This window comes from Vibrio sp. T11.5 (assembly GCF_027587155.1).
GTDB lineage: Bacteria > Pseudomonadota > Gammaproteobacteria > Enterobacterales > Vibrionaceae > Vibrio > Vibrio neptunius.
In genome coordinates this window covers 89,073-113,315 of record NZ_JAPPTP010000012.1, presented here as the reverse complement: position 1 = coordinate 113,315, position 24,243 = coordinate 89,073, and the positions used below count along the sequence as shown (strand labels likewise).

The window sequence follows — 24,243 nt, the reverse complement described above, 5'->3', positions numbered from 1 at the left end:
TAGGTCTATAGCAAAAACTGAGTTCAAAGCCTGCTAACTGGATTTAAACGGGATCTAAAAAAGACGACTTAATGTCGCCTTTTTATCCTTTCAAATCGCTAGTCAACTTGTTTAATTTGTAACTCTTTTGGTACTTCAAAGAACATGTTTTCTTCACGACCTAGAACTTCTTCTACTGAACGGGTGCCAGCGAGCTCTTTGATGCGTTCCAAAATCTGATTAACCAGCTCTTCTGGCGCGGATGCTCCCGCCGTTACACCCACTTTTACTTTATCGTTAAACCACTCTGGTTGAATGTCTTCCGGGCAATCTGTTAGATACCCTGGAGTACCTAGCTTCTCAGCCAGCTCTTTCAGACGAGTCGAGTTAGATGAATTCTTAGAACCGACAACAATCACAACATCAACGTCCGTTGCCATCTCGCGCACCGCATCCTGACGATTCTGCGTGGCATAACAAATATCGTCTTTACGTGGGCCCTGAATTTCAGGGAACACACGTCGAAGTTCGTTAATCACATCTGCAGTTTCATCTACCGACAATGTTGTCTGACTTACATAGTGAAGGTTGCTCGGATCTTTGACTTTCGCTTTGAGAGTAACCACATCTGTTGGCGTCTCAACTAGGTACATACCACCTTGCTCACTGGCATACTGGCCCATTGTACCTTCTACTTCAGGATGCCCAGCATGACCAATCAAAACCACTTCCATATGACGGCGGCTTGCACGAGCCACTTCCATATGGACTTTAGTCACAAGTGGACAAGTTGCATCAAAAACGGTCAAGTCACGTTCTTTCGCTTCTTTGCGTACAGCCTGAGACACACCATGAGCAGAGAAAATCACAATATTGTCATCAGGGACTTCATGAAGCTCTTCGACAAAGATAGCACCTCTTTGTTTGAGGCCTTCGACCACAAATCGGTTGTGCACGACTTCATGACGAACATAAATCGGTGGTTGATACATTTCCAATGCACGTTCGACAATGCTGATCGCACGATCAACACCTGCACAGAAGCCACGTGGGTTGGCTAAAAGAATTTTCATTTCATTGCTCATAGTGATTATTTTATCGCTTCAGGCGGCTATTCTACTGACAAAATTTCAACTTCAAAAGTCACATCTTGCCCTGCTAGAGGGTGGTTGAAATCCACTGTCACTGAATCACCCGCAATTTCGGTAATAATTCCAGGTATTTCCATACCATCAGGGCCAGAGAAAGCCATGATGGTTCCCACTTCAACTTCTGCATCACCGACAAATCTTGCACGATCCATATGATGCACATTGTCTGGGTTCGGAGCGCCAAAGGCATCTTCTGCTTTCAGTTCAATCGCCTTTTTCTCACCTACTTCAAGTCCTAGCAAGCATTGCTCAAAGTTTTCACTTAGGCTGCCATCACCAATCACGAGCTTAGCAGGCTTACCCATGTTATGCGTGCTATCAGCAACAGAGCCATCTTTAAGTTTGATAGTAAAATGCAGCGTTACTGCGGATTCCTGGACAATAGTGGTCACAATACGTTTCCTTGTTATTGGAGAGATTGGCTTCTATTCAATAGAGGCTTCGTTATATTAAAAAGCGCTCTCTGAATCAACAGACAGCGCTTAGGGTTATTCGATCATTATGGGCTTACGCTTCGGTTCCAGCGCCTTTTTTACGAAATCCGTCAAGGATAATCATTGCAGCGCCAATACAAATGGTGCTGTCAGCCAAATTAAATGCTGGCCAGTGGTAGTTACCCCAGAAAAAGTCTAAGTAATCGACAACATAACCGTGTACTACACGATCAAATACGTTACCCACTGCACCACCGATGATCATGGCATAAGCCACATTGTTCCATTTCTCTTTTGCTGGCAGTTTACTCATCCAGTAAGTCAGCATAGCGGTTACGGCAAAAGCGATACCGGTAAATAACCAACGTTGCCAGCCGGCCTGATCACTCAGGAAACTAAATGCAGCTCCGTAGTTATGTACATAAAGCAGATTAAAGAAAGGCAACACCTCGATGCGGTTGGTCCAGCCATAACCCATATTATCCATCACAAACAGCTTAATGCCTATATCTGCTAGAAAGATAACCAATGCTAGCCACAACCAACGCACGCCTGATTGCTTTAAAGTAAATGCTTGTTCGCTCATACAGTTCCTAAAAGTAGCCCCAGTAGATACTGGGGCTATGAATTTTCAATAAAGTTCAACTTCTGATTGCTCTAAATATTGGTGTTGTAGCAAAGCGACAAATTTACTCGGCTACAACACCAAGAATGACGAACAATTAAGCGAATTTGCGTACTTCGCCTTCACCATCAACGTTAGACACACAACGGCCACAGATCTTCTCGTGACCTTCGATTGTGCCAACATCTGGAGTGTGGTGCCAGCAGCGGTCGCACTTCTCGTTTTCAGTTGCTTTCACTTCAACAAATAGGCCTTCGACATCTGTTGCTTGCGCCGCTTCTGACTTCTCGCTTAGAGGCTTAACAACCGCTGCTGAAGTTAGTAGTGCAAAGCGTAGCTCATCTTCCAGCTTGCTTAGCTTGGCCGCTAGTGCATCATCAGCGTAAAGCGTCACTTCTGCTTGCAGAGAGCCACCAATTGTCTTCTCTTTACGAGCGTCTTCTAGCAGTTTGTTTACACCACCACGAACCGCTTGGATTTCAGCCCAGAATTCGTTGTTCAGCTCTTCGCCTTCCTCTAAACCGAACAGACCCTGGTACCACTCGCCTGTGAAGACAAACTTATCGCGCTCGCCTGGCATCTCGTTCCAGATCTCGTCTGCAGTGAACGACATGATTGGTGCCATCCAACGAACAAGCGCTTCTACGATGTAGTAAAGCGCTGTCTGACAGCTACGTTGAGCGTGGCCACCAAGTTTCGCTGTGTACTGACGGTCTTTAATTACGTCTAGGTAGAATGAGCCCATTTCGATAGAACAGAACTGCATTAAGCGCTGTGTTACTGCGTGAGTGTTGTACTCACCGTAAGCTTTAACGATCTCTTCTTGTGCAGCTAGTGCACGACCTACAGCCCAACGGTCTAGAGCCACCATTTCTTCAGCAGGAACGAGATCCGTTGCTGGGTTAAAGCCGCTTAGGTTAGCAAGGAAGAAACGCGCGGTGTTGCGGATTCGACGATACGCATCTGCAGAGCGTTTTAGGATTTCATCAGAAACCGCAACTTCACCAGTGTAGTCAGTTGAAGCAACCCATAGACGCAGGATATCTGCACCTAGCTTATTAGTTACATCTTTTGGCGCAACTACGTTTCCGATAGATTTCGACATCTTACGGCCTTGACCGTCAACCACGAAACCGTGAGTAAGCACTTGCTTGTATGGCGCTTCGTCTTTCATCGCGATAGATGAAATGAGTGAAGACTGGAACCAGCCACGGTGTTGGTCAGAGCCTTCTAGGTATAGATCTGCCGACGCGCCGTTGTACTCTTCACGAGCATCAACCACTGAGTAGTGCGTCACACCTGAGTCGAACCATACGTCTAGCGTATCAAGTACTTTCTCGTACTTATCGGCCTCTTCAGCTAGTAGGTCAGAGATTTCTAGATCCCACCAAGCTTGAATGCCTTTCTCTTCAACTAGCTGAGCCACTTTCTCAATCAGTTCTAAAGTGTTTGGATGAAGCTCTGCCGTTTCTTTATGAACGAATAGAGCGATTGGCACACCCCAAGTACGTTGACGAGAGATACACCACTCTGGGCGACCTTCAATCATACCTTCGATGCGGCTTTGGCCCCACTCTGGCATCCACTCAACACCTTTAATTGACTCTAGTGCTTTTGCACGTAGGCCAGCTTGATCCATTGAGACGAACCACTGTGGTGTTGCACGGAAGATGATTGGAGTTTTGTGTCTCCAACAATGCGGGTAGCTATGCTCGTAAGCGTGGTGATGTAGCAGCGCGCCTTTCTCTTTTAGCGTTTCCACTACTGCATCATTAGCCTTGAATACGTGTTGGCCAGCAAATAGCTCTGTATCCGGCAGGTAAACACCGTTTGAACCGACTGGGTTAGCCACTTCTAGGTTGTATTTGTTACCGACTGCAAAGTCTTCTTGACCGTGACCAGGTGCTGTGTGAACCACACCAGTACCAGAGTCAGTGGTTACGTGATCGCCAAGGATCGCAGGAACTGTGAAGTCATAGAATGGGTGATTAAACTGAGATAGCTCAAGGTCGCTACCTTTTGCAAAGCCAAGGTTATGGAAGTGCTCGATACCCGCACGATCCATCACATCTTTCGCTAGCTCAGAAGCAACGATGATACGTTCTTTCGACTCACCTTCTACTTGGATTAATACGTACTCTAGATCATCACGTAGACATACTGCGCGGTTTGCTGGCAGTGTCCATGGTGTAGTTGTCCAGATAACGATTGAGATATCGCCTTCGCCTTCATGACCTTCGTTCAATGAGAACTTAGATAGAAGCGCTGCTTCATCGGCCGCTTTAAAGCGTACGTCGATAGATGGAGAAACTTTATCTTTGTACTCTACTTCTGCTTCGGCAAGTGCAGAGCCACAGTCTGTACACCAGTGAACAGGCTTGAAACCTTTAAGTAGGTGACCATTATCAGCAATCTTACCTAAAGCTCGAATGATGTTTGCTTCAGTCGCAAAATCCATAGTACGGTAAGGCTTGTCCCACTCACCCATAATACCTAGGCGTTTGAAACTCTCTTTTTGACCTTCAACCTGGCCAGCAGCATAATCACGACATTTCTGACGGAACTCAGCCGCTGTCACTTTTTGACCCGGCTTACCAACCTTTTTCTCTACCATTAATTCAATAGGTAGACCGTGGCAGTCCCAGCCAGGAATGTAAGGAGCATCAAAACCTGAAAGTGTTTTGGATTTAATAATAATGTCTTTAAGAATCTTGTTTAGTGCGTGACCAATATGAATGTCACCGTTGGCGTATGGAGGGCCATCGTGTAGAACGAAAGATTTTTTGCCTTTCTTCGCTTTACGGATTTCACCGTAAAGGTCTTCTTTATACCAACGCTTAAGCATTTCTGGCTCGCGGTTCGCCAGATTGCCGCGCATCGGAAACCCTGTTTCAGGAAGGTTCAGGGTATCTTTATACTCACTCATCGATTCTTAATTCCGTTGTGTTGGGCGAATGTTAGACATTATGCCAAACGGTGGACTAGACCGTTTAGCGATTACGCTGACGCAGCCACACCCTTGCTGCTTCAGCATCCAATTCAATTTGTTGTTTCAATGCTTCAAATGAGTCAAATTTATGCTCATCACGAAGCTTATGTATTAGTACGATTTCTAGCTGCTTGCCATATAAATTGGCTTGGAAGTCAAATAAATGGACTTCTAGTTGCTGGCGGACCCCGTTCACGGTCGGTCGGTTGCCAATATTTGCTACGCCCCCAATCGGTTTATCTCCAAGGCCTAAAGCCTCAACGACGTAAACGCCCGATACAGGTGACACGCAACGCTTCAGTGGGATATTCGCGGTAGGAAAACCAATCGTTCTTCCTAACTTACGACCGTGTGATACTCGGCCACTGATGCTGTAATTTCGACCCAGCATTTCTGCTGCTGAGTTTACCTCATCGCTTGCCAATGCTTCGCGTATCGCAGTACTGCTGACACGCAATTGCTCAAGACAGAAACTTTGTGTACTGACGACCTCAAAGCCATGTTTTTTACCAGCCTCTTTGAGCATTTGGAAATTGCCTTTACGGCCTTTTCCAAAGCAGAAATCATCACCAACGACGAGAAACTTAACACCCAATCGCTTCACCAACAAGTCGCTAATAAACTCGTCCGGAGTCTGATTAGCAAAGCGCTTGTTGAAATTCACACAAAGTAAGCGTTCTATGTTCAATTTTCTCAGTTGAACAAACTTGTCTCTTAACCGAGTTAATCGCGCTGGTGCTTTCTCTTTTGCAAATAATTCCAAAGGCTGAGGTTCAAAAGTCATGACCGTGGCAGGTAAACCTAATTTAGCTGCCTGCTCAGACACTTGACGCAGCACTGCTTGGTGACCCAAATGCACACCGTCGAAGTTTCCTATCGTCAGGACACACCCAGAATGGTGTGCTTTGATATTGTGAATACCTCGGATCAATTCCATTGGCAGCTTCTAATTCCTGTCTCTTTTATTATTAGCAAAGCGTGAAACCGACGGATTATATACTAATCCTACTTATTCTGTCGCTGCTTTTAAATCTTTTAAGCGCACACCCATGATGATGAGCGATATCACGTAAACACCTGCACCTAATCCAATCAAAGCTATCAGCGACATCACTCGTTCAAACAAGCTCCAAGTCAACCACACCGACATATCTTCTAACTGCCAAAGAATTGCTGCTACCATCAGTCCTCCTGAAACAGCAAGCTTAATCACAAAAAAAACCGTGCGGCGCGTTAGCTTGTAAACACCAGCCATATGTAAGCCTCGGTACAATAAAGACATATTAACAAACGCTGATAATGCTGTTGCGATTGCCAAACCAACATAGCCATAGAACCAAGCAAAAATGGCGTTAAAGACCATATTGGTCACCATGGCGATAATGCCATATTTGACTGGTGTTTTCGTGTCTTGGCGAGAGTAATATCCCGGCGCAAGCACTTTGATCAACATAAAGTTGAGCAAGCCAGAGGCATAGGCTACCAGAGACATCGAAGCAAAGTGAACGTCCTGTGGGCTGAACTCACCGCGCATGAATAGCACCATCAGCATAGGCTTTGCCAACACCATTAAACCGAGCATCGCGGGAATACCGAGCAATGTCACCATGCGGACTCCCCAATCCATAGTATGTGAAAAACCGTCACTATGGGAATCCACATGTTTACGTGATAGGGCTGGCAAAATGACCGTTGCAATAGCAATACCAAACAAGCCAAGCGGAAATTCCAATAGACGGTCAGAATAATAGAGCCAACTGATAGAGCCCGTTTGAAGGAAGCTGGCAATAAAGGTATCAAACAGCAAATTGATTTGGCTGACCGATACACCGAACAAAGCTGGAATCATTAGGGTGCGGATTTTCACTACCCCAGGATCACGCCATCCCCATTGAGGCTTGACCATGACGCCAGCTTTAATAAGGAAAGGGATCTGAAAAAAGAACTGAACCAAACCGCCAAGAAATACCCCAATAGCAAGACCAATTTCAGGTTGAGCTATATTCGGCGAAATAAACCATGCCGAGAGGATGATCATGACGTTGAGAAAGACTGGTGTGAAAGACGACACCGCAAATTTACCCATGGTATTGAGAATCGCACCAGATAACGCGACAAAAGTAATAAACCATAAGTAAGGAAAGGTAATTTTGAGAATGAAGCTCGCCAGCTCAAACTTTTCAGCCGATGGCCCCCCGTTCATCCAGTCAAGAAACCAGCCAAAGCCAAACAGTGCCGTGACCACACCAGAGCCTAAAACGCCTAGGATTGTAACTATAGAAACAAGCACGCCTAAAGTACCCGCTGCTCTGGCAATCAACTGACGGGTCTTATCCATATCGCCTGCGGCATGGTACTCCGTCAATACAGGTACAAACGCCTGAGAAAACGCCCCTTCAGCAAACAAACGGCGTAAGAAATTTGGAATTTTATTGGCAAAAAAGAAGACGTCAGCACTAGCGCCCGCCCCCATCAAATTCGCCACTACTACATCGCGCACTAAACCAAGCACACGAGAAATCAAAGTCATAGCACTAACAATCATGCCTGACTTGAGCAGACGTTTACTCACAGCTACCTCGGGAATCCTGCAATACTTTCAATAGAGCTCTACTCTATGACAGGAATGTCAGGGCTAGAGCAGATTAGTATTAGCAATGAAAAAAAAATACTGATAGAATCCCCGCCATCTTAACCGTGAAGACCTATCTAATCCAAAATTTGTTTGGCCCCGATTGGTTTTTACACAAATCATTTGACATTTGAGCGTAAATGAGGGATATTCCTCGCCCTTAAATTGTCACCGAACCTAAGTTTTTGGGAGTTAGACCCTTGGCAAATAGTAAATCTGCTAAGAAGCGCGCTATCCAAGCTGAGAAACGTCGCCAGCACAATGCTAGCCGTCGTTCAATGATGCGCACTTACATGAAGAAAACTGTTGCTGCTATCGAAGCAGGCGACAAAGCTGCTGCAACTGAAGCGTTTGCTACAGTTACACCAATCCTAGACCGCATGGCGACTAAAGGCCTTATTCACAAGAATAAAGCTGCACGTCATAAGTCTCGTTTCGCTGCTGCAATCAAAGCGCTTTAATAGAACTCTGATTTATCAGTGAAAAAAAAACCGGCTCAAGCCGGTTTTTTTATATCTCCACATCAAGCAGTGAGCATTTCAGCTCTAACCACAATGAATCATCAGTCCATTACTTCGCTGCAGTATAGGCTGTGTAGCAAGTGGATCATTGATTTCACTTCTTCGCTACTTAACGTATAAAACACCGTTTGTGCTTCTTTACGTGTATTAACCAAGCCATCACGGCGTAACCATGCTAGGTGTTGCGATAAAGCAGACTGACTCAGCTCCAATTTGCTACATAACTCCCCAACAGAGAGTTCTTGGTTATGCAACAAACATAAAATCTGCAAACGTCTCTCATTCGCCATCGCTTTAAGTAGCACCACCGCTTTGGCAGAATTCTTTTCCATTTCTTGTAAGTTCATCGGCTAGTACCCCTTGAAACAACAAAACATCAACAAATCTCAGCCTGCAATTTATAAATTGATACATTTATAGCTGATACTAATCTATTTGCACTCAGTAATCTATTTGTAGAAATCAAAAAAAAGTGTTCACTGAAAGAGATTCGTGAAGTCTGCATCACAGACGTTCTTCACAGCAGGGTGTTGAATCATTCTTTCGGCGAAAATAACGTAGTATTCCTCTTTAAGTTCATCAATATGACCAATCAACTGCAAAGGCAAGTCACTTTCTACTTCTGATAAATATAAAGAAGGGGCGAGAAAAATAACATCATGGTGATAGCGCGCGAAAGATTTCATTAGAGCGACATCATCAAACTCCCCAAGAACGTTCGGTTGAAGCCCTTGTCGATCAAACCATTGGAGAACTTTTCGTCCCATTGCGGTTCGGCTGCCAGGTATCAACAATTTCCGTTGCTCAAGCACTGAAGGAAATGTGGCTTGTGCAACGCTGCTACTAGAGAAGAAACTCATATTGCACTCACCTAACTTTTTACTGTACAAACCTGGGCTTTGACTGGAGTCGACTGGGCAATCGGACAAAATCATATCCAGTTTATGCTGAGACAACTGCTCAAGTAACATCTCATGGGTCGATTCAAAACAGCGTAAATGGATACTGTTGTCAGGAGGTACTGTGGTCATCAAAATTTTACTGACTAGCCGCTTTGATAAAGCATCCGCGACACCGACATCAAACAGGATATTTGAGCGCTGGCTATAGTTGACAATATCCAGCATTTCGTAGCTCAAACCAAACATGCGATCCGCATATTTAAACACCAGTTGGCCAAGTTCTGTCGGCTCAATACTTCGGCCATTCCTTTTAGTCAACTTCCCATCCATTCGCTCTTCAAGCGCCTTGATCTGCCCTGTTACAGTCTGAGGGGTCAGAAACAGCGCATCGGCAGCTTTGGTCACTGAGCCTTGTTTACACACCATCCAAAAGTAATATAGATGGTTGTAGTTTAAGTGCGACATGAAAATTTTCTCTGTATTACATATGGCTATGTTTATAGCAGAAGCTTTAAATCACCACAATAATTCGGAAAAACTTAACTTTTCATCAATAAAAATCAATTTTACCGAAAAAAAAGAAGCGAATTATGACAATCCACGTTGATACAGACTGATACAAGGCTTGAGTTTCGTGAACTTCGTCGACTTTTTCACAGTCTATCAAAACATTTTAAAATATAAAAAATAACCATATTTCAATAATTTAAAACAAGTTAAAATCTCAATTCACAAAGCTAATCTTCATATCCAAATAAAAAAAAATCCATTACACACAACTGTAATATTAATGAAATATTTCCCATCTACTATCGCCCACAGTTTCAACAACCGACCAATACAAATTTATACGGTCCACGGAGAAAAATTATGAACCAAGCTACTACTGCAGCGGCACCTATCTCGAGCACAACTCGCTGGTTACGCTGGGCTAACTTGGCATTCATGTTATATCTACTGCTTCTAGCAGTATCTATGGTAGGCAGTGGCTTTAAATGGGCAACAGGCGATCAAGCGAAAGTGTTGTTCGAATTTGCTTCACACCCGGTCGCAGGTCTAATGATCGGTCTTGTCGCCACCGCTCTTATTCAGTCTTCTAGTACAGTGACCTCTATAATCGTTGGTCTTGTGGCTGGCGGCTTACCTGTGGAAACCGCGATCCCAATGATCATGGGTGCAAACATCGGCACTACGGTAACCAATACATTGGTTTCTCTGGGACATATTCGTAACAAAGAAGAGTTCAAACGTGCGTTTGCAAGCGCGACGATTCACGACTTCTTCAACCTTCTGGCGGTTGCTATTTTCCTACCACTGGAAATGATGTTTGGCATTCTAGAAAAGATTTCTCACTGGTTGGTTTCACCATTCCTAGCAACTGGTGACATGAGTATGAAAGGTCTAAACTTCATTAAACCAATCACTAAGCCTGTTGTAAGCGCCGTGAAAGAGCCTCTTGCTACATTTGGTGATACTGTCGGCGGCGTGCTACTTATCGTTCTTGGTATCGCAACTATCTTCGTCGCTATCACTGTAATGGGCAAACTGATGAAGAGCTTAATGGTTGGCCGTGCTCGTGAAATTCTAAAGAGCGCAATTGGCCGTGGCCCAATTCACGGTATTTTCTCTGGATCTGTGGTTACCGTACTGGTTCAGTCTTCATCAACAACCACCAGCCTAATGGTTCCACTTGTTGGCTCGGGTGTATTGAAAGTTCGTGACGTATACCCATTCACTCTAGGTGCAAACATAGGTACATGTATTACTGCACTACTGGCGGCAACAGCTGCATCAGGTGAGTTCGCCGTGTTCGCTCTACAAATTGCTTTGGTGCACTTGGCATTCAACATACTAGCCACCGTCTTTATCTTTGGTATTCCGTTCTTGCGTGAACTACCAGTTAAAGCTGCAGACATCATCTCCGATATGGCAGTGAAGAACAAAGCTGTAGTGGCTGGTTACCTTGTTGCAGTATTCCTTGTACTACCAGGTAGCATCCTAGCGCTGACGGCTTAATTGGCAAGACCATCGCTTATGCAAGGCCCGTAACTTAGGTTGCGGGCTTTTTTGCGTTTAGGAAGAGGGATATGGGAACGGGCTTCGCCCTACGGAGAGCTGGAGAGAACCTAAAGGGTTGGCACAATATACTTTTGTTTTTATTACCGTCATCCTCAAGAACGAGGAACGAGAGAGTTGGGGATCTCTTATAGCAAGTTGAAAACCATGAGAGATTCCCTACTCGCTCCTTCGTCACTCTATGGAATGACCCAATATGGTGTTGGTCTCCTCAATCTGGACGAAGTCCGTTCCCGCTCTCCAAAAGCGAAGCGTTCCACAGGGCGCAGCCCGTTCCCGCTCTCCAAAAGCGCAGCGATCCATAGGACGAAGTCCGTTCCCGCTATCCAAAAGCGCAGCGTTCCACAGGGCGCAGCCCGTTCCCGCTCTCCAAAAGCGAAGCGTTCCACAGGGCGCAGCCCGTTCCCGCTCTCCAAAAGCGAAGCGTTCCACAGGGCGCAGCCCGTTCCCGCTCTCCAAAAGCGAAGCGATCCATAGGACGAAGTCCGTTCCCGCTATCCAAAAGCGAAGCGTTCCACAGGACGCAGCCCGTTCCCGCCTCCCTTCTCTCACAAAAAAGCCGCCCTTTGCTAGGCGGCTCTTTCACAACTTGTGTTTATTATACCGAAAACGGATACTGGATCGGATCGTGGTGCTCGTAACCTTCAACCCAGAAATCATCGAGCGTAACCCAAGTTTCCAAATCTTCTAGTGACTTAATCTCAGGGTTAATATGGAACGTAGGTCCTGCTAAGGGCTCACGCTTCAACTGTACATCACGCATTAACTCAAGTTGATCTTCATAGATATGAGCATTCACTATCTTGTGGTAAGCCAATCCCGGCTTTTTGCCTGTTATCTGAGCCATGATTGCCAAGAATACGTAAACCTGAACCATATTGAAATTCAGACCAAGAGGCACATCACATGAACGCTGAGTGCTGTTTAAATAAAGCGTATCACCTAACAAAGAGAAATGATGACTATACATGCAAGGGCGTAAACACCCCATATGAAACTCACCAGGGTTGTAGAAATTGAGGATTTCGCCACGATCATCAACACCACGAGTTAAATCATCAACAATCTTGCGTAACTGGTCGATATAACCACCGTCAGGTTTAGCCCATGCACGCCCTTGAACACCATAAACACGCCCCATATCATCTTCACCTTTACGGTAAGGATTATTAAGCCACGCTTCGTTGAGGTTGGCATTCGCATCCCAGGTTTTGGTGCCTAGCTGGCGAAAATCTTCCGCACTGTCGTAACCACGAATGTAACCGAGCAGCTCAGCCACCGCAGCTTTCCAAAAGCTTTTACGCGTTGTCACTAATGGGAACTGGTTGCTGCCAACATCGTAAATCAGATCAGCGTTGATAACCGTCAGGCAGCGTTTGCCTGTACGCTCATTTTCAATCCACTCACCTTGCTCAACAATTCGCTGACAGAGTTCTAAATACTGTTTCACACCGGTTCCTTACTTCATTTGTTGTGGGATTTCATCTTTGTAATGACCACGCTGGTAAGCCCATACCATCATAAGGAGCCCAACGATAATCATAGGTAGAGAGAGGATCTGTCCCATTGAGATAAATCCACCAAATAAACCAAGATGGGCATCGGGCTCACGTACGTACTCAACGAGGAAACGGAATGTACCATATCCTGCTAAAAATAACCCTGAAACCGCACCTAGAGGACGTGGCTTTTTGATGAACCAATTAAGAATGAAGAACAACACAACGCCTTCAAGAAGCATTTCATACAATTGAGATGGATGGCGAGGCAAAGGACCGCCATTTGGGAAGACAATAGCCCACGGCACATCAGTAACACGCCCCCACAACTCACTGTTCATAAAGTTACCTAAGCGCCCCATACCTAGACCGAATGGCACAAGTGGTGCGATAAAGTCGGCAACACCAAAGAAAGTCCGTCCATTTTTCTTTGCATACCAGAACATCGCCGTAATCACACCCAATAGACCACCGTGGAATGACATTCCACCAGTCCATACTTTAAACAAATAAAGTGGGTCCTGAAGGAATAGGTCAAAATTATAGAAAATTACATAGCCTACTCGACCACCAATCACAACACCAAGAAAACCTGCGAACAATAGATCCGAAACCTGTTCTCGTGTCCATCCACTGTCTGGCTTATCGGCACGGCGATTCGCTAACCATAGTGCGAAGGCAAAACCAACCAAATACATCAGTCCGTACCAGCGAATTGATAGTGGACCAATCGAAACCAGAACGGGATCGATATTAGGAAATTCAAGATATCCCTGAGACATAAAACTATTACTCTTTTGGCATTCAGATAATTAGGTGAGAGTACGTTACAGCAACATAGTTCCAGCAACAAAGAGTAAAAATACTGCAAAGATTTTTTTCAATGTTGCGGTTGGTAATGATGTAGCTAATTTTGCACCGATACGCGTCGTAAGCATAGAAGTCGACGCAATTGCGATAAGCGCTGGCACATAGACATACCCTAAGCTGTAAGATGGTAATGATTGTGCCTGATAACCATGGAAGATGAAACCTATCATACCAGCAATGGCGATAAAGCAGCCACAAACAGATGAAGAACCAACCGCTTTACGCATTTCAATACCATGTCGGTTCAAAAATGGTACAGACAAAGACCCTCCACCTATTCCTGCAAGACTTGACACCATGCCAATTCCAGTCCCAATCGACAATGTTGCACCATTGCCAGGCATGCTTCTATGGCTATGCCCCCTAATTGAAAAAAGCATTTGTATCGCCAAACATAACACGATAACACCGAACACTTTAGGTAAATACTGCGAGGGGATCCATTCAGCTACATTCGCTCCAAGAAAGCCACCTACCACCACACCCGGCATCAACCATTTCACCACATACATATCCACATTACCGAGTTTAAAATGGTTAAGTGCAGAGGAACCAGAGGTAACAATAATAGAAGCAAGAGAAGTCGCCAAAGCGATTTGCATGCTGATAGCAGGATCAATACCTGCCATCGGAAGCAGAAAAAGCAACGCGGGCACAACAATTAAGCCACCGCCGATGCCAAGAAGTCCCGCCATTACCCCTACAACACTGCCAAGAAGGAGCAGCAAGACCAAAAATTCAATATTCACATTTTTCCTTATCGTTTACCTGCGCGGATAAAGCCCGCGAACCCTTTCTCTTCAAAGAATGTTTGCATCATTGTATAAATATTATTGCCATAAGGCTGCATTAAAGCATTGTCAGCAAGTTGTCTTAGTTCCCTACTGTCGGTATGGCGCAGCAAGTATTTCACCTTAGCAACATTGGACGTGTTCATACTCAAACTACGATAGCCCAACCCAACCATCAGAAGCGCACCGATAGGGTCACCTGCCAGTTCACCACAAATACAAACGGGCAGTTGCAGTTGCTGACAAGTTTGTTGGATATGGGCCAGTGCCATTATCACCGCTGGGTGCATCGACTCATAGACATCAGCAACCCGTGCGTTGTTACGATCAACGGCCAATAAATATTGTGTCAGATCATTCGTACCAATAGAGACAAAATCAACCTTTTCAGCAATCAGCGGCAAGAGATAAATCATCGATGGTACTTCAATCATCACTCCAATGGCTGGCATTTTCACTCGCTCATCCAATTCTGTGACTTCTTGATGAGCACGATCAATCAACTCAATGGCATCATCCAATTCTTGAGCTCCTGATACCATTGGCAACAAAATGCTCAGATTATCATGCTCGGCACTGGCTCGCATCATAGCGCGAATTTGCATCAGGAATATATCTGGATGATCAAGGGTAAACCGAATACCACGCCAACCGAGAAAAGGGTTGTCTTCCTCAATAGGCAGATAAGGTAGCGCTTTGTCTCCACCAATATCAAGCGTGCGCATGACGACGCGCTTATCGGGGTATGTCTTCAGCACTGATTGATACTGTAGAGTTTGTTCGTCTTCAGAAGGGAAGCGATGTTGAAGTAAAAAAGAAATCTCGGTCCGATAGAGGCCTACTCCATCGACCCCTTGATTGACAGCAATGTTCGCATCCGCACTCAGACCAGCGTTGAGCAAGACCTCGATACGCACATCATCACTGGTGCATGCAGGTTCAAGAATTCGCTGGTTGACCATGGTCGCCAACTCACTCTCTTGATGCGCCAGTTCGCGATACTCTTTGAGTAGCTGTTTACCCGGAGAAACAAAAATCTTTCCGCTGTATCCATCAACGATACCACGCTTACCATTAATCGGTTTAGGATTAAGTGTCACCCCCATCACCGCTGGAATACCCAAAGCACGAGACAAAATTGCTGCGTGAGAGTTTGCTGCCCCTTCAAGAGAAACGACCGCAAGGAGCTTTTCCTTAGGAATAGAAGCAAGTAAGGTTGCCGTTAACTCGCGCACAACCAATATCACAGGCTTTTCAATCGATGGCTTATCTTTCTCGGTATTGTGGAGAAAAAACAATAAACGTTGACCCAATTCTTTTATATCTTGAGCCCGCTCTCTGAGGTAAACATCTGACATACGAGCAAATCGATTGGAGTAGCTTTCAACGACTTGCCTCAGAGCCCAATCAGCGCGATCACCTTTTTGGATCTGCGTTTTTAGGTCCTTACGCAACATTGGATCATTAAGCAGGTGTGTAAATAGGTCAAATATCGCCAATGTATCTTTGTTGATTTCACTGTCGAGCTTTTTTCGCATCCGTCGAAAATCGCTCAACGCATCTTCAACCGCTAATAGTAGCCACTCTTGTTCACGCTCAACGTCCAACGTTGATGCTGGATATACATCTGTCAAATCCGGCTGGGTGTCATCCCACCAGAACTCGCCAATAGCAACACCAGAAGATGCAGGAATGCCTTTGATTGCGTGTTGCTTTTTCTCTAAGCGCCAATGTCCCTGAGTTTGCGCATGCGCAATAATCACCGCAAGCTGAGCCGCTAAGGTTACTAGAAAAGATTCTTCGATCTCATCAAACTGACGAGGCTGTTTTTGTTGTACAACCAACACCCCTAACACTTGCTTGCGATAAATGATCGGAGTACCAAGAAAACTTTGATACACCTCTTCGCCTAACTGGGAAAAATATTTAAAACTAGGATGCCGAGAAGCTTCGGCGAGGTTGAGGGGTTCAGCACTACGCTTGACCAAACCGACCAAACCCTCACTGAAATTGATATGAATTTTTTTACCTTTGAAACGCAAGCCTTGAGTTGCCATCAACTCAAGACGCTGCATTTCTTCATTCGCAAGATAGACAGTGCAGCACTCCGTGTTCATTGCGCTGCATGTTTGCTTTACTAAAACTCTGAGTGCCTGATGCACATCATCAACTTTAGATACCTGTTCAACTATGTCCCTTAGTTGAGAAAGCATGTCTATCCTCTTCTGTGCTTGCGTTTACCCTTCGCTTTGCGCTCTTTAAAAGGCATTGCGACAGAAGCAAATTCCTTCATAGCTCGGCGATAAACGTCTCGCTTAAAGGACACGACTTGCCTGACTGGATACCAATAACTCACCCAACGCCAACCATCAAATTCAGGGGAATTTCCTCGCTGCATATCAATTCGTGATTCATCACAATCCAGACGAAGAAGGAACCATTTCTGTTTTTGTCCGATACAGACAGGTTTCGAATCCCAGCGCACTAATCGTTTTGGTAGTTTGTACCTTAACCAATGACGGCTAGTAGCTACAATCTTTACGTCTTTTTTAGTAAGACCGACCTCTTCGTATAGTTCCCGAAACATTGCCTGTTCAGGAGTTTCGCCATCATCCATTCCCCCTTGAGGAAATTGCCATGAATGTTGCCCGTATCGTTTAGCCCAGAAGACCTGACCATGGTTGTTACAGATTACAATTCCCACATTTAAGCGGTAACCATCGCCATCTATCACTGGCCAACCTCTAATTAAATTCTTAATTACAGTGATTTTTCCACATATCCCCAGATGTAGCAAACTTACTAGTGTGACTAATACGTAAATTATGGCGCAACTCAGTCTTTATGGATAACTTTTAACCCAAAACACGGTTATTCACACAAAGGTGAGACATAGTCCACATTTATTCACCTTTTCTGTGTATAACCATGTGCAGAATCCTAGAGAAAGTGATCATTCTTTATCCATGAGAACATCACATTTAATACAAGATTTTAAAAGAATAAAATAAAAATCTTTAAAATCAGGATTATAAAAAAATAGAATTTTAAAAATTGCCAAAATAGCAATCCATAAAACACCCCTCACTCAGATCGGTCAAAGATCCACCAGACAGACTTTTATCCACATCACCAACTCAACAAGGCAAGTTATGACCAAAAACTCAAGCAAATTATTGGCCTTAAAACACTGTTTATTCATACACTCCTGATAAAAATTCGTCTTATCTCAACAACACCTGTGGATAACCCCTTAATTGATGATCTTTTAGACACTAATATCCACTTTCAACCAGTCACATTTGGATCAATTTCAGCTACAATAACGGCAACGTTTGACCACCCTGACGATCCTCATGAAGCCCGAACCTAAATCAGAAACCGAATTGCTCAAGCGAGCGAGAGATATTGCTGGCGTGAGTTTTAAGGAACTGGCAGATGAGGCAAACCTAATGGTACCGCCCGACCTAAAAAGAGATAAAGGATGGGTCGGCCAACTCTTGGAATGGCACCTAGGTGCACTCGCGGGAAGCAAACCCCAACAAGATTTTGAGCAGCTTGGAATTGAACTCAAAACGATCCCGATTGGCCATACGGGCAAACCTTTGGAAACCACCTTTGTCTGTGTCGCTCCACTGATTGGAGTACAAGGACTGACTTGGGAAACCAGTCACGTACGCAACAAGCTATCGAGGGTGCTTTGGGTTCCTGTCGAAGGGGAACGTGAGGTCCCACTTGCTGAACGTCGCGTAGGATCACCTTTAATATGGTCACCAAGTGAAAACGAAGAGTTGCAGCTCAAAACGGATTGGGAAGAATTAATGGAATTGATCGTGCTAGGACACGTGGAACAAATTACCGCTCGCCATGGTGAAGTCCTGCAACTGCGACCAAAAGCCGCGAATAGCAGAGTATTGACTGAAGCGTATGGAGCGAGCGGCAAGCCTATAATGACATTACCGCGAGGGTTCTATCTTCGAACTCAATTTACGGCTCAGATCCTTGAGCAAAACTTTGTTTGATCTAATGTGTGGTTAATGACAGTTCGACATCATGATAAAGTGGACCATCTCCAGCGCCACATTCATCATAAGCATTGTGTAACCTTAGGTAAGCCCTTTCAACTCCCAAACGTAGTAGCTCTTCTTTGACAGAGTCGAGAGACTCAAAATGAATCGGCTCATCATCTTTTTTGATTGGTTCCAGTCTATGTTTGTACTCCACTGCGAGAAGGTAGTGAGAGAGATCTGAACAACCAATGACAAACACCTTGGGTGGTTGGTAGTTATCTTTGTGATGTCCATGGATCCATTTATCTAATTGTTTTTTTTGCATAGCACACCTCCAATTTAATTTTAGTTAACTATGCAAATTTTGCGAAATTGTTATCGAGCACCATTTCTTCTATTGTGGCGATGCCCTATATTGAGATAACAAAGAGAAATTGAGTAAGGAAGTTCAATGCAATACAACAAGTTACCTAATTCCACTCTTGAAATTAGTAAAATCTGCCTTGGCACCATGACCTTTGGTGAACAAAACTCAGAGCAAGACGCTTTCAGTCAACTTGATTATGCACTCGAGCGTGGTGTGAACTTCATCGATACTGCCGAAATGTACCCTGTCCCTCCTAAAGCGGATACCCAAGGTTCTACCGAGCAATACATCGGTAATTGGCTGAAGAAATCAGGGAAGAGAGAAAAAGTCGTACTGGCGACCAAAATTGCAGGGCCGAGAAACGTCCCTTATATACGTGACAACATGCGTCTAGATAGACGCAATATCCATCAAGCGATAGACGACAGCTTGCAGAGACTACAAACTGACTACGTTGACTTGTACCAACTCCACTGGCCTCAGCGCAAAACAAACTGTTTTGGCCAACTCAATTATCCATACCCAGATGAGCAGGAAGAAGTCACACTCATTGAGACCCTAGAGAGCTTGGCCGATCTCATTAAAGCAGGCAAAGTGCGTTATATCGGTGTTTCCAATGAAACACCTTGGGGGGTAATGACACTGCTGCGCCTAGCGGAGAAGCATGAACTACCACGCATTATTTCGATTCAGAACCCGTACAACCTACTTAATCGCAGCTTTGAAATCGGTTTGTCGGAAATCAGTCATTATGAAGGTGTGCAGTTACTCGCCTACTCGCCATTAGCATTTGGCTGCCTGAGCGGTAAGTATCTCGACAAAGCACGTCCAGAAGGGGCGAGATGTTCATTGTTTGAGCGCTTTGTTCGTTATTTTACTCCGCAAGGAATACAAGCGACACAAGCATACGTGAACCTAGCTAGACAGCATGGACTCGATCCAGCTCAGATGGCTTTGGCTTTTGTCAATCAACGGCCTTTTGTTGGTTCCAACATTATAGGAGCAACGAATCTGGAACAGCTCAAATCTAATATTGACAGTCTTGATGTTGTATTAAGTGAAGAATTGCTCCAGGGACTTCAGGAAATTGGCACGACTTACTCCAACCCTTGCCCTTAGTGAAAAACCAGCTACTGCATCAGTAGCTGGCTGATAAATTTCGGACCAGTGAAGCAAACTGGTCCTATCCATTACGTAGATATTCGCACACTGAGAACTCGACGAAGATGACGAATACGACGCTCAGCTTTTACGCTATCAGGTTCTGAATGACCAACAGGGCGGCCATCGTTTTCCAAACCAATGTCACGAAGTAAACGTTCGTTTTCCCATGGGATATGGAAAGCACTACGCCTGATTCGACGTTTCCAATCACGCTCTTCACGACGTAAATCAGCTTTAACCAAAAGAGTAGCAAGTTTTAGATAGACAGAATGACTCATGATAAATCTCCAGTTGAATGAGAAACAGCTGGGAAAATCAACGAATAGACCGAAAAATAAAGACATTTTTAATTCGCTGCTTTCCCGCAGCCAATTAAAAAAATGGGTACGGACTAATTACAATATTTGGGTAGAACGGCGATCACACGACGTAGGCTTGCTTTGTTTAGCCACCATGTTCGAAGCTTGATCACAAGACGCAGTCATCAATGAATTGACGTTGAAATGTTTCATTGTGCGCCTCCCAGTAATGTATTAATCCAAAAGAAAAGTGTTTCGATATGTGAGCTTATACTCACGATTAAATTTTATGCATAAGCGATGATATTTCAACCATTATTTTGCATAGAATTAAAATACAATTTTTTAACCTAAAAATAACCGCACCAAACTCATGATTATAAGATATTCCACTAGGTGATATAACCTTCAGCGATTTATTCTCTATGTAAATAGAAAAGCCACACGGCTTAAAGTGTGGCTTTATTTAAATAAAACAAATAATTACACTGTTGTATCACTGATTAAGTTATGCTTATTAAGTAATCTATACATAGTGGCACGTGATACACCCAGTTCTTTCGCTGCCATTGATACCTGACCAGAATGAGACTCGAGCACCAATAAAAGCGCATCACGTTCACTTCGTTCACGGATACTTTTTAAACTGCGTTTGCCATCGCTTCGTTTAGGTAAATCGAGGTGTTCTTCATCCAGCATCACTGTCTCAGACATCAGAACAATACGCTTGATCTGATTCATCAATTCACGCACATTACCCGGCCAGTGATAACGAGTCAGAGCTCGTGTGGCTTCTTCGGTGTAACTACGAGCCTGTGCGTTGTATTCCTTGGAGTATTCCTGAAGGAAATGTCGCGCGAGTATTGCGATATCCCCAGCGCGCTCTTTTAAGCTTGGAACATTGATGCGCAACACATTAATGTAGTGGTAAAGCTCTTCATTGAAATCACCATCAATCAAAGCTTTTTCAATATCGGCCGAATTGGCAGCTAGGATCCGTACATCGATTTCCTGACGACCATTCGCTGTCTCAATAGTGCCTTCTTGAAGAAATCGCAATAGATTCAATTGCTGAGACTTAGGTAAGGTCAGGATATCGTTAAGTAATATCGTGCCACCATCCGCTTTTTCAAGAATCGAAGGCTCAGAGGTTTCATCTCGGTTAACACCGAATAAGTCACTCTCAAGGCGCCTCTCTGACATCGCGCGACAATTGACAGAAATGAACTCTTTCTGCGCACGAGAAGAGGTTTTATGCACAGCACGAGCTACGGTCTCTTTACCAGTGCCACTCTCACCGTAAATGAGAATGCTCACGTCAGTTGGACCGATACGTTTTATCTGATCACGCAGACGCTTCATTGGGATCGATTCTCCAATCAGCCCCATGTCATTATTACTGCCATAGTGTGGCCAGACTTTTTTCTCTAACTTGAGCATACCAAGTTGATGGCCAATGGTGCTGAGAAGCTGAGCATCTGGAATTGGCGCAGTGAAAAAGTCGATACAAAAGTTAACAATAAATTGGCAAATAGTATCTGAACTTAACTGCGATTCACGGATAAATGCGAGCCAGCGTACTTGCTTATGATTACTCACCAAATTCGCAATACCATTGAGACTAAACTCGTCATGACTAAGGTCGACAATGCCAATGCATGGTCCTGTTTCGCTGAACAAAGCGTCTGCTTTGCGTAAATCTGCACACTGAGTGCAACGCCATCCTACTTGCTCTAAAACCGACAGCCAGGGCTCATACGTACCACCGACAACGATAAGTGAACCAGGAATGGAGTCCATTCGGAACTGACTAGCCATGAAATGTATCCCTATTGATTCAAATTTTAATGCTGTGCCTCTAGAGGCACCAAAACTTAGCCGTTACATTATAGAGACTCGGCAAGATAATCTGTCTCATTACTAAGACTAGCTAGTGAATTATATAAATACCAAACAACAATTCGATCAACATTTGGCACGAGTATGCATCTCTCGACACAAAACGAGACATAGTGCTAAAACTCTACTGCAACAATTTCAGACATTGCACCTATGCCAGATAAGAAAAATCCGGTACAAGCCTTACCTATACCGGATCCCATTTAAAATAATGTTTACATGTTATGCCAATGCTTGCTCGGATGGCTGTGTGCTATAACGTTGAATGTCTTTTAGTAACATCATCACCACGATAATACTCAACGCGATATTTGACAACGGGTAAGCAATCCAAATGCCCGGAACGCCTATTAGTTTAGGCATTATGTATAAGAAAGGTAATTGGATCAGCATATTACCTACAGTAACGAACATGGCTTTGCTGCCTTTATTGATCGCCTGATAATAGGCTCCAGCTACAACAAGGAATCCATCCAATGCAAGCGCAAACATGTGCAATCGAATGCCAAGAATCGTGTTATCAATCAGTTGAGTATCCGATGAATTGAATACCGAGACAAACTCAAGTGGGAAGAGATTCAGCAAAAGAACAAACACCATTCCGATGACTACTGAACTGACCATCGCCACTTTGATCAACTTACGAATATTAATCTGATGACGTGCGCCATGGTTATAGCTAACCAAGGGTTGCATGCCGTTGGCGATCCCCTCGGCAATCAAGTAATATACAGTGACGATATAGCCCAAAATAGCATAAGCACCAATCAAAAGCTGATCACCGTATTGAGCAAACAAGCTATTGTGCAATGCCACCATAATCGAACCATAGGCGTACATAAAAAAGCTTGATGTACCGATGGAAAATATCTCAGGCACCAAGGCTAACTTAAGTTTCAACTCATCAATTTGTAAGCGAAGTTTGGCTCTTGGTGAGAAGAAGTACACTAATCCAAATAAGGTAACAACCATCTGAGCAACCCCGGTCGCAATCGCTGCACCAGTCAGCTCCCAACCTAGCCAAGCAATAAACAGGTAGTCGAGCACTATGTTGATCACCGCTCCCACGACCATCAATATCGTCGCTAAATTTGGGCTGTCGTCATTACGCAGTAAGAACGGCATGGCAATCGAGCCGAGGGTAAATACGCTGGCACCTATCAAGATATGCAGATACTGTAGCCCTAAATCAAACACTCGTCCTTCAGCACCCTGCCAACGTAAGAAATCATCAGAGAAGAAAAGCAGAACCCCTGATACTACAGGAGTTAATACCAATAGAAGTACCAGACCTGTCGCAAGAGTTTGTTTCGCGCCTAGTGTGTCTTTTTCACCTTGGCGGATCGACACCATTGCTCCTGTCCCTACCCCCACAAGCATGCCAATTCCTAAAATTGAGCCGATCACAGGCCAAGCAACATTGATTCCTGCAAGCCCATCAGCGCCAACATAACGGCCAATAAATACGCCATCAACCACCTGATACAAGCCATTGACTAGCATGGCTGCGACGGTTGGAATTGTGTATTGCCAAAACTGTTTATATATGGAAGTTTGCATAACTCTTTCCATCAGTTAGCTAGGCTAACTAAATAGTCAAATGAAAGGTTGGAACCCATTAATCCTTTAGTGATTTTTCCAACAGAGACACAAGCTGCCCTGCTTCTTTTTTAGTCAATTTATTGCTCATCGCTTGTGCGATATGCTGATAAACCAACTGTTCTTTCGATAAATCCTTTAACACCTGCTCACTCAATATGACTCGCTTTGAACGTGCATCCTGGAGACATGAGATACGTGAAACTAAGCCTTTGTTTTGCAACCGTGCGACCATATTCGACGCGGACGGTTTGGTTACTTTCATCTCATTGGCTAGGTCGGTGATTCGAATTCCTTCAGGAAATTCTTCGATAACCCTCAAGTAGTCATATTCGTTAAAACTCAGTAGAGATAAAGGATCTTCTTTAGCATGAACTCGCCACGCTTTGGCACAAAAGCGTTCCAATTCAATCAGACAATTTTCCAGAGCCATAAA

22 protein-coding genes are annotated in these 24,243 nt (G+C 44.4%); 4 read left to right on the top strand and 18 right to left on the bottom strand.

All coding sequences use genetic code 11. The features are described from left to right. Positions 1 to 98: 98 nt before the first annotated feature. From ispH to murJ, 6 genes are all read right to left on the bottom strand, one after another. Positions 99 to 1,064 carry a 4-hydroxy-3-methylbut-2-enyl diphosphate reductase gene (ispH, locus tag OH455_RS13760; RefSeq protein WP_045975343.1) on the bottom strand — a complete coding sequence of 322 codons (966 nt, stop codon included), beginning with the start codon at positions 1,062 to 1,064 and terminating at the stop codon, positions 99 to 101. Between the two features lie 26 nt (positions 1,065 to 1,090). Beyond that, entirely contained in the window at positions 1,091 to 1,522 is a 432-nt protein-coding gene (gene fkpB, locus OH455_RS13755) for an FKBP-type peptidyl-prolyl cis-trans isomerase (RefSeq protein WP_206369859.1), read from the bottom strand. Between the two features lie 115 nt (positions 1,523 to 1,637). Then, positions 1,638 to 2,150, bottom strand: coding sequence for a signal peptidase II (lspA, locus tag OH455_RS13750; RefSeq protein ID WP_045975345.1), 513 nt, complete (start codon positions 2,148 to 2,150; stop codon positions 1,638 to 1,640). A gap of 136 nt (positions 2,151 to 2,286) precedes the next feature. Further along, complete coding sequence (ileS, locus tag OH455_RS13745; protein WP_269981786.1) at positions 2,287 to 5,115, bottom strand: isoleucine--tRNA ligase; 2,829 nt, start codon at positions 5,113 to 5,115, stop codon at positions 2,287 to 2,289. A 64-nt stretch (positions 5,116 to 5,179) separates the two neighbouring features. Continuing rightward, the gene (gene ribF / locus OH455_RS13740) at positions 5,180 to 6,115 is read right to left on the bottom strand and encodes a bifunctional riboflavin kinase/FAD synthetase (protein WP_045975347.1); all 936 of its coding nucleotides are present in this window, start codon (positions 6,113 to 6,115) and stop codon (positions 5,180 to 5,182) included. Between the two features lie 72 nt (positions 6,116 to 6,187). Next, on the bottom strand, positions 6,188 to 7,750 hold the full coding sequence (murJ, locus tag OH455_RS13735; protein ID WP_045975348.1) for a murein biosynthesis integral membrane protein MurJ: 1,563 nt from the start codon (positions 7,748 to 7,750) through the stop codon (positions 6,188 to 6,190). Positions 7,751 to 8,010: 260 nt separating this feature from the next. Between murJ and rpsT the strand changes: the two genes are divergently transcribed. Then, a complete protein-coding gene (gene rpsT / locus OH455_RS13730; RefSeq protein ID WP_004410238.1) occupies positions 8,011 to 8,271 on the top strand; it encodes a 30S ribosomal protein S20 in 261 nt (86 codons plus the stop codon). A gap of 101 nt (positions 8,272 to 8,372) precedes the next feature. On the opposite strand, the gene OH455_RS13725 is transcribed toward rpsT, so the two are convergent. Together OH455_RS13725 and nhaR are read right to left on the bottom strand one after the other, a co-directional pair. Next, entirely contained in the window at positions 8,373 to 8,678 is a 306-nt protein-coding gene (locus OH455_RS13725; RefSeq protein WP_043006907.1) for an ArsR/SmtB family transcription factor, read from the bottom strand. A 129-nt stretch (positions 8,679 to 8,807) separates the two neighbouring features. Continuing rightward, positions 8,808 to 9,698, bottom strand: a complete 891-nt coding sequence (gene nhaR, locus OH455_RS13720; protein ID WP_045975349.1) for a transcriptional activator NhaR — start codon at positions 9,696 to 9,698, stop codon at positions 8,808 to 8,810. Positions 9,699 to 10,100: 402 nt separating this feature from the next. On the opposite strand from nhaR, the gene OH455_RS13715 reads away from it, so the two are divergent. Beyond that, entirely contained in the window at positions 10,101 to 11,249 is a 1,149-nt protein-coding gene (locus OH455_RS13715; protein WP_307777184.1) for a Na/Pi symporter, read from the top strand. Positions 11,250 to 11,907: 658 nt separating this feature from the next. Here OH455_RS13715 and OH455_RS13710 read toward each other — a convergent pair. The 5 genes from OH455_RS13710 to rppH are packed head-to-tail and all read right to left on the bottom strand — an operon-like array spanning position 11,908 to position 17,203. Then, complete coding sequence (locus OH455_RS13710; protein WP_269981785.1) at positions 11,908 to 12,759, bottom strand: thymidylate synthase; 852 nt, start codon at positions 12,757 to 12,759, stop codon at positions 11,908 to 11,910. A gap of 9 nt (positions 12,760 to 12,768) precedes the next feature. Further along, positions 12,769 to 13,590 (bottom strand): prolipoprotein diacylglyceryl transferase, encoded by an 822-nt coding sequence (gene lgt, locus OH455_RS13705; RefSeq protein WP_269981784.1) that lies wholly within the window; start codon positions 13,588 to 13,590, stop codon positions 12,769 to 12,771. Between the two features lie 45 nt (positions 13,591 to 13,635). Beyond that, positions 13,636 to 14,427 carry a sulfite exporter TauE/SafE family protein gene (locus tag OH455_RS13700; RefSeq protein ID WP_045975354.1) on the bottom strand — a complete coding sequence of 264 codons (792 nt, stop codon included), beginning with the start codon at positions 14,425 to 14,427 and terminating at the stop codon, positions 13,636 to 13,638. An 8-nt stretch (positions 14,428 to 14,435) separates the two neighbouring features. After that, positions 14,436 to 16,682, bottom strand: coding sequence for a phosphoenolpyruvate--protein phosphotransferase (gene ptsP / locus OH455_RS13695; RefSeq protein ID WP_269981783.1), 2,247 nt, complete (start codon positions 16,680 to 16,682; stop codon positions 14,436 to 14,438). A 2-nt stretch (positions 16,683 to 16,684) separates the two neighbouring features. After that, positions 16,685 to 17,203 carry an RNA pyrophosphohydrolase gene (gene rppH / locus OH455_RS13690; protein ID WP_045975356.1) on the bottom strand — a complete coding sequence of 173 codons (519 nt, stop codon included), beginning with the start codon at positions 17,201 to 17,203 and terminating at the stop codon, positions 16,685 to 16,687. 622 nt (positions 17,204 to 17,825) lie between these two features. Here rppH and mutH point away from each other — a divergent pair. Then, positions 17,826 to 18,491, top strand: coding sequence for a DNA mismatch repair endonuclease MutH (gene mutH, locus OH455_RS13685; RefSeq protein WP_206369853.1), 666 nt, complete (start codon positions 17,826 to 17,828; stop codon positions 18,489 to 18,491). A 1-nt stretch (position 18,492) separates the two neighbouring features. On the opposite strand, the gene OH455_RS13680 is transcribed toward mutH, so the two are convergent. Beyond that, positions 18,493 to 18,804: a DUF6482 family protein gene (locus OH455_RS13680; protein ID WP_045975358.1), complete on the bottom strand. Its 312-nt coding sequence runs from the start codon at positions 18,802 to 18,804 to the stop codon at positions 18,493 to 18,495. A 126-nt stretch (positions 18,805 to 18,930) separates the two neighbouring features. Here OH455_RS13680 and OH455_RS13675 point away from each other — a divergent pair, with 126 nt between their 5' ends. After that, positions 18,931 to 19,965 carry an NADP(H)-dependent aldo-keto reductase gene (locus OH455_RS13675; RefSeq protein WP_045975359.1) on the top strand — a complete coding sequence of 345 codons (1,035 nt, stop codon included), beginning with the start codon at positions 18,931 to 18,933 and terminating at the stop codon, positions 19,963 to 19,965. 71 nt (positions 19,966 to 20,036) lie between these two features. Here OH455_RS13675 and OH455_RS13670 read toward each other — a convergent pair whose 3' ends face one another. The 4 genes from OH455_RS13670 to OH455_RS13655 all read right to left on the bottom strand — a co-directional run bounded on the left by OH455_RS13670 (position 20,037) and on the right by OH455_RS13655 (position 24,240). Further along, positions 20,037 to 20,288: a hypothetical protein gene (locus OH455_RS13670; protein WP_045975360.1), complete on the bottom strand. Its 252-nt coding sequence runs from the start codon at positions 20,286 to 20,288 to the stop codon at positions 20,037 to 20,039. Between the two features lie 504 nt (positions 20,289 to 20,792). Then, entirely contained in the window at positions 20,793 to 22,127 is a 1,335-nt protein-coding gene (gene vpsR / locus OH455_RS13665) for a cyclic-di-GMP-binding transcriptional regulator VpsR (protein WP_045975361.1), read from the bottom strand. A 303-nt stretch (positions 22,128 to 22,430) separates the two neighbouring features. Beyond that, positions 22,431 to 23,768: an MATE family efflux transporter gene (locus OH455_RS13660; protein ID WP_269981782.1), complete on the bottom strand. Its 1,338-nt coding sequence runs from the start codon at positions 23,766 to 23,768 to the stop codon at positions 22,431 to 22,433. Positions 23,769 to 23,826: 58 nt separating this feature from the next. Then, complete coding sequence (locus OH455_RS13655) at positions 23,827 to 24,240, bottom strand: MarR family winged helix-turn-helix transcriptional regulator (RefSeq protein WP_269981781.1); 414 nt, start codon at positions 24,238 to 24,240, stop codon at positions 23,827 to 23,829. Positions 24,241 to 24,243: the final 3 nt, after the last annotated feature.

Excerpts from the sequence above, each read along its gene's own strand:
- ispH (WP_045975343.1), bottom strand. The coding sequence starts at position 1,064 with ATGAGCAATGAAATGAAAATTCTTTTAGCCAACCCACGTGGCTTCTGT.
- lspA (WP_045975345.1), bottom strand. The coding sequence starts at position 2,150 with ATGAGCGAACAAGCATTTACTTTAAAGCAATCAGGCGTGCGTTGGTTG.
- ileS (WP_269981786.1), bottom strand. The coding sequence starts at position 5,115 with ATGAGTGAGTATAAAGATACCCTGAACCTTCCTGAAACAGGGTTTCCG.
- ribF (WP_045975347.1), bottom strand. The coding sequence starts at position 6,115 with ATGGAATTGATCCGAGGTATTCACAATATCAAAGCACACCATTCTGGG.
- OH455_RS13725 (WP_043006907.1), bottom strand. The coding sequence starts at position 8,678 with ATGAACTTACAAGAAATGGAAAAGAATTCTGCCAAAGCGGTGGTGCTA.
- nhaR (WP_045975349.1), bottom strand. The coding sequence starts at position 9,698 with ATGTCGCACTTAAACTACAACCATCTATATTACTTTTGGATGGTGTGT.
- lgt (WP_269981784.1), bottom strand. The coding sequence starts at position 13,590 with ATGTCTCAGGGATATCTTGAATTTCCTAATATCGATCCCGTTCTGGTT.
- ptsP (WP_269981783.1), bottom strand. The coding sequence starts at position 16,682 with ATGCTTTCTCAACTAAGGGACATAGTTGAACAGGTATCTAAAGTTGAT.
- mutH (WP_206369853.1), top strand. The coding sequence starts at position 17,826 with ATGAAGCCCGAACCTAAATCAGAAACCGAATTGCTCAAGCGAGCGAGA.
- OH455_RS13680 (WP_045975358.1), bottom strand. The coding sequence starts at position 18,804 with ATGCAAAAAAAACAATTAGATAAATGGATCCATGGACATCACAAAGAT.
- OH455_RS13675 (WP_045975359.1), top strand. The coding sequence starts at position 18,931 with ATGCAATACAACAAGTTACCTAATTCCACTCTTGAAATTAGTAAAATC.
- OH455_RS13670 (WP_045975360.1), bottom strand. The coding sequence starts at position 20,288 with ATGAGTCATTCTGTCTATCTAAAACTTGCTACTCTTTTGGTTAAAGCT.
- vpsR (WP_045975361.1), bottom strand. The coding sequence starts at position 22,127 with ATGGCTAGTCAGTTCCGAATGGACTCCATTCCTGGTTCACTTATCGTT.
- OH455_RS13660 (WP_269981782.1), bottom strand. The coding sequence starts at position 23,768 with ATGCAAACTTCCATATATAAACAGTTTTGGCAATACACAATTCCAACC.
- OH455_RS13655 (WP_269981781.1), bottom strand. The coding sequence starts at position 24,240 with ATGGCTCTGGAAAATTGTCTGATTGAATTGGAACGCTTTTGTGCCAAA.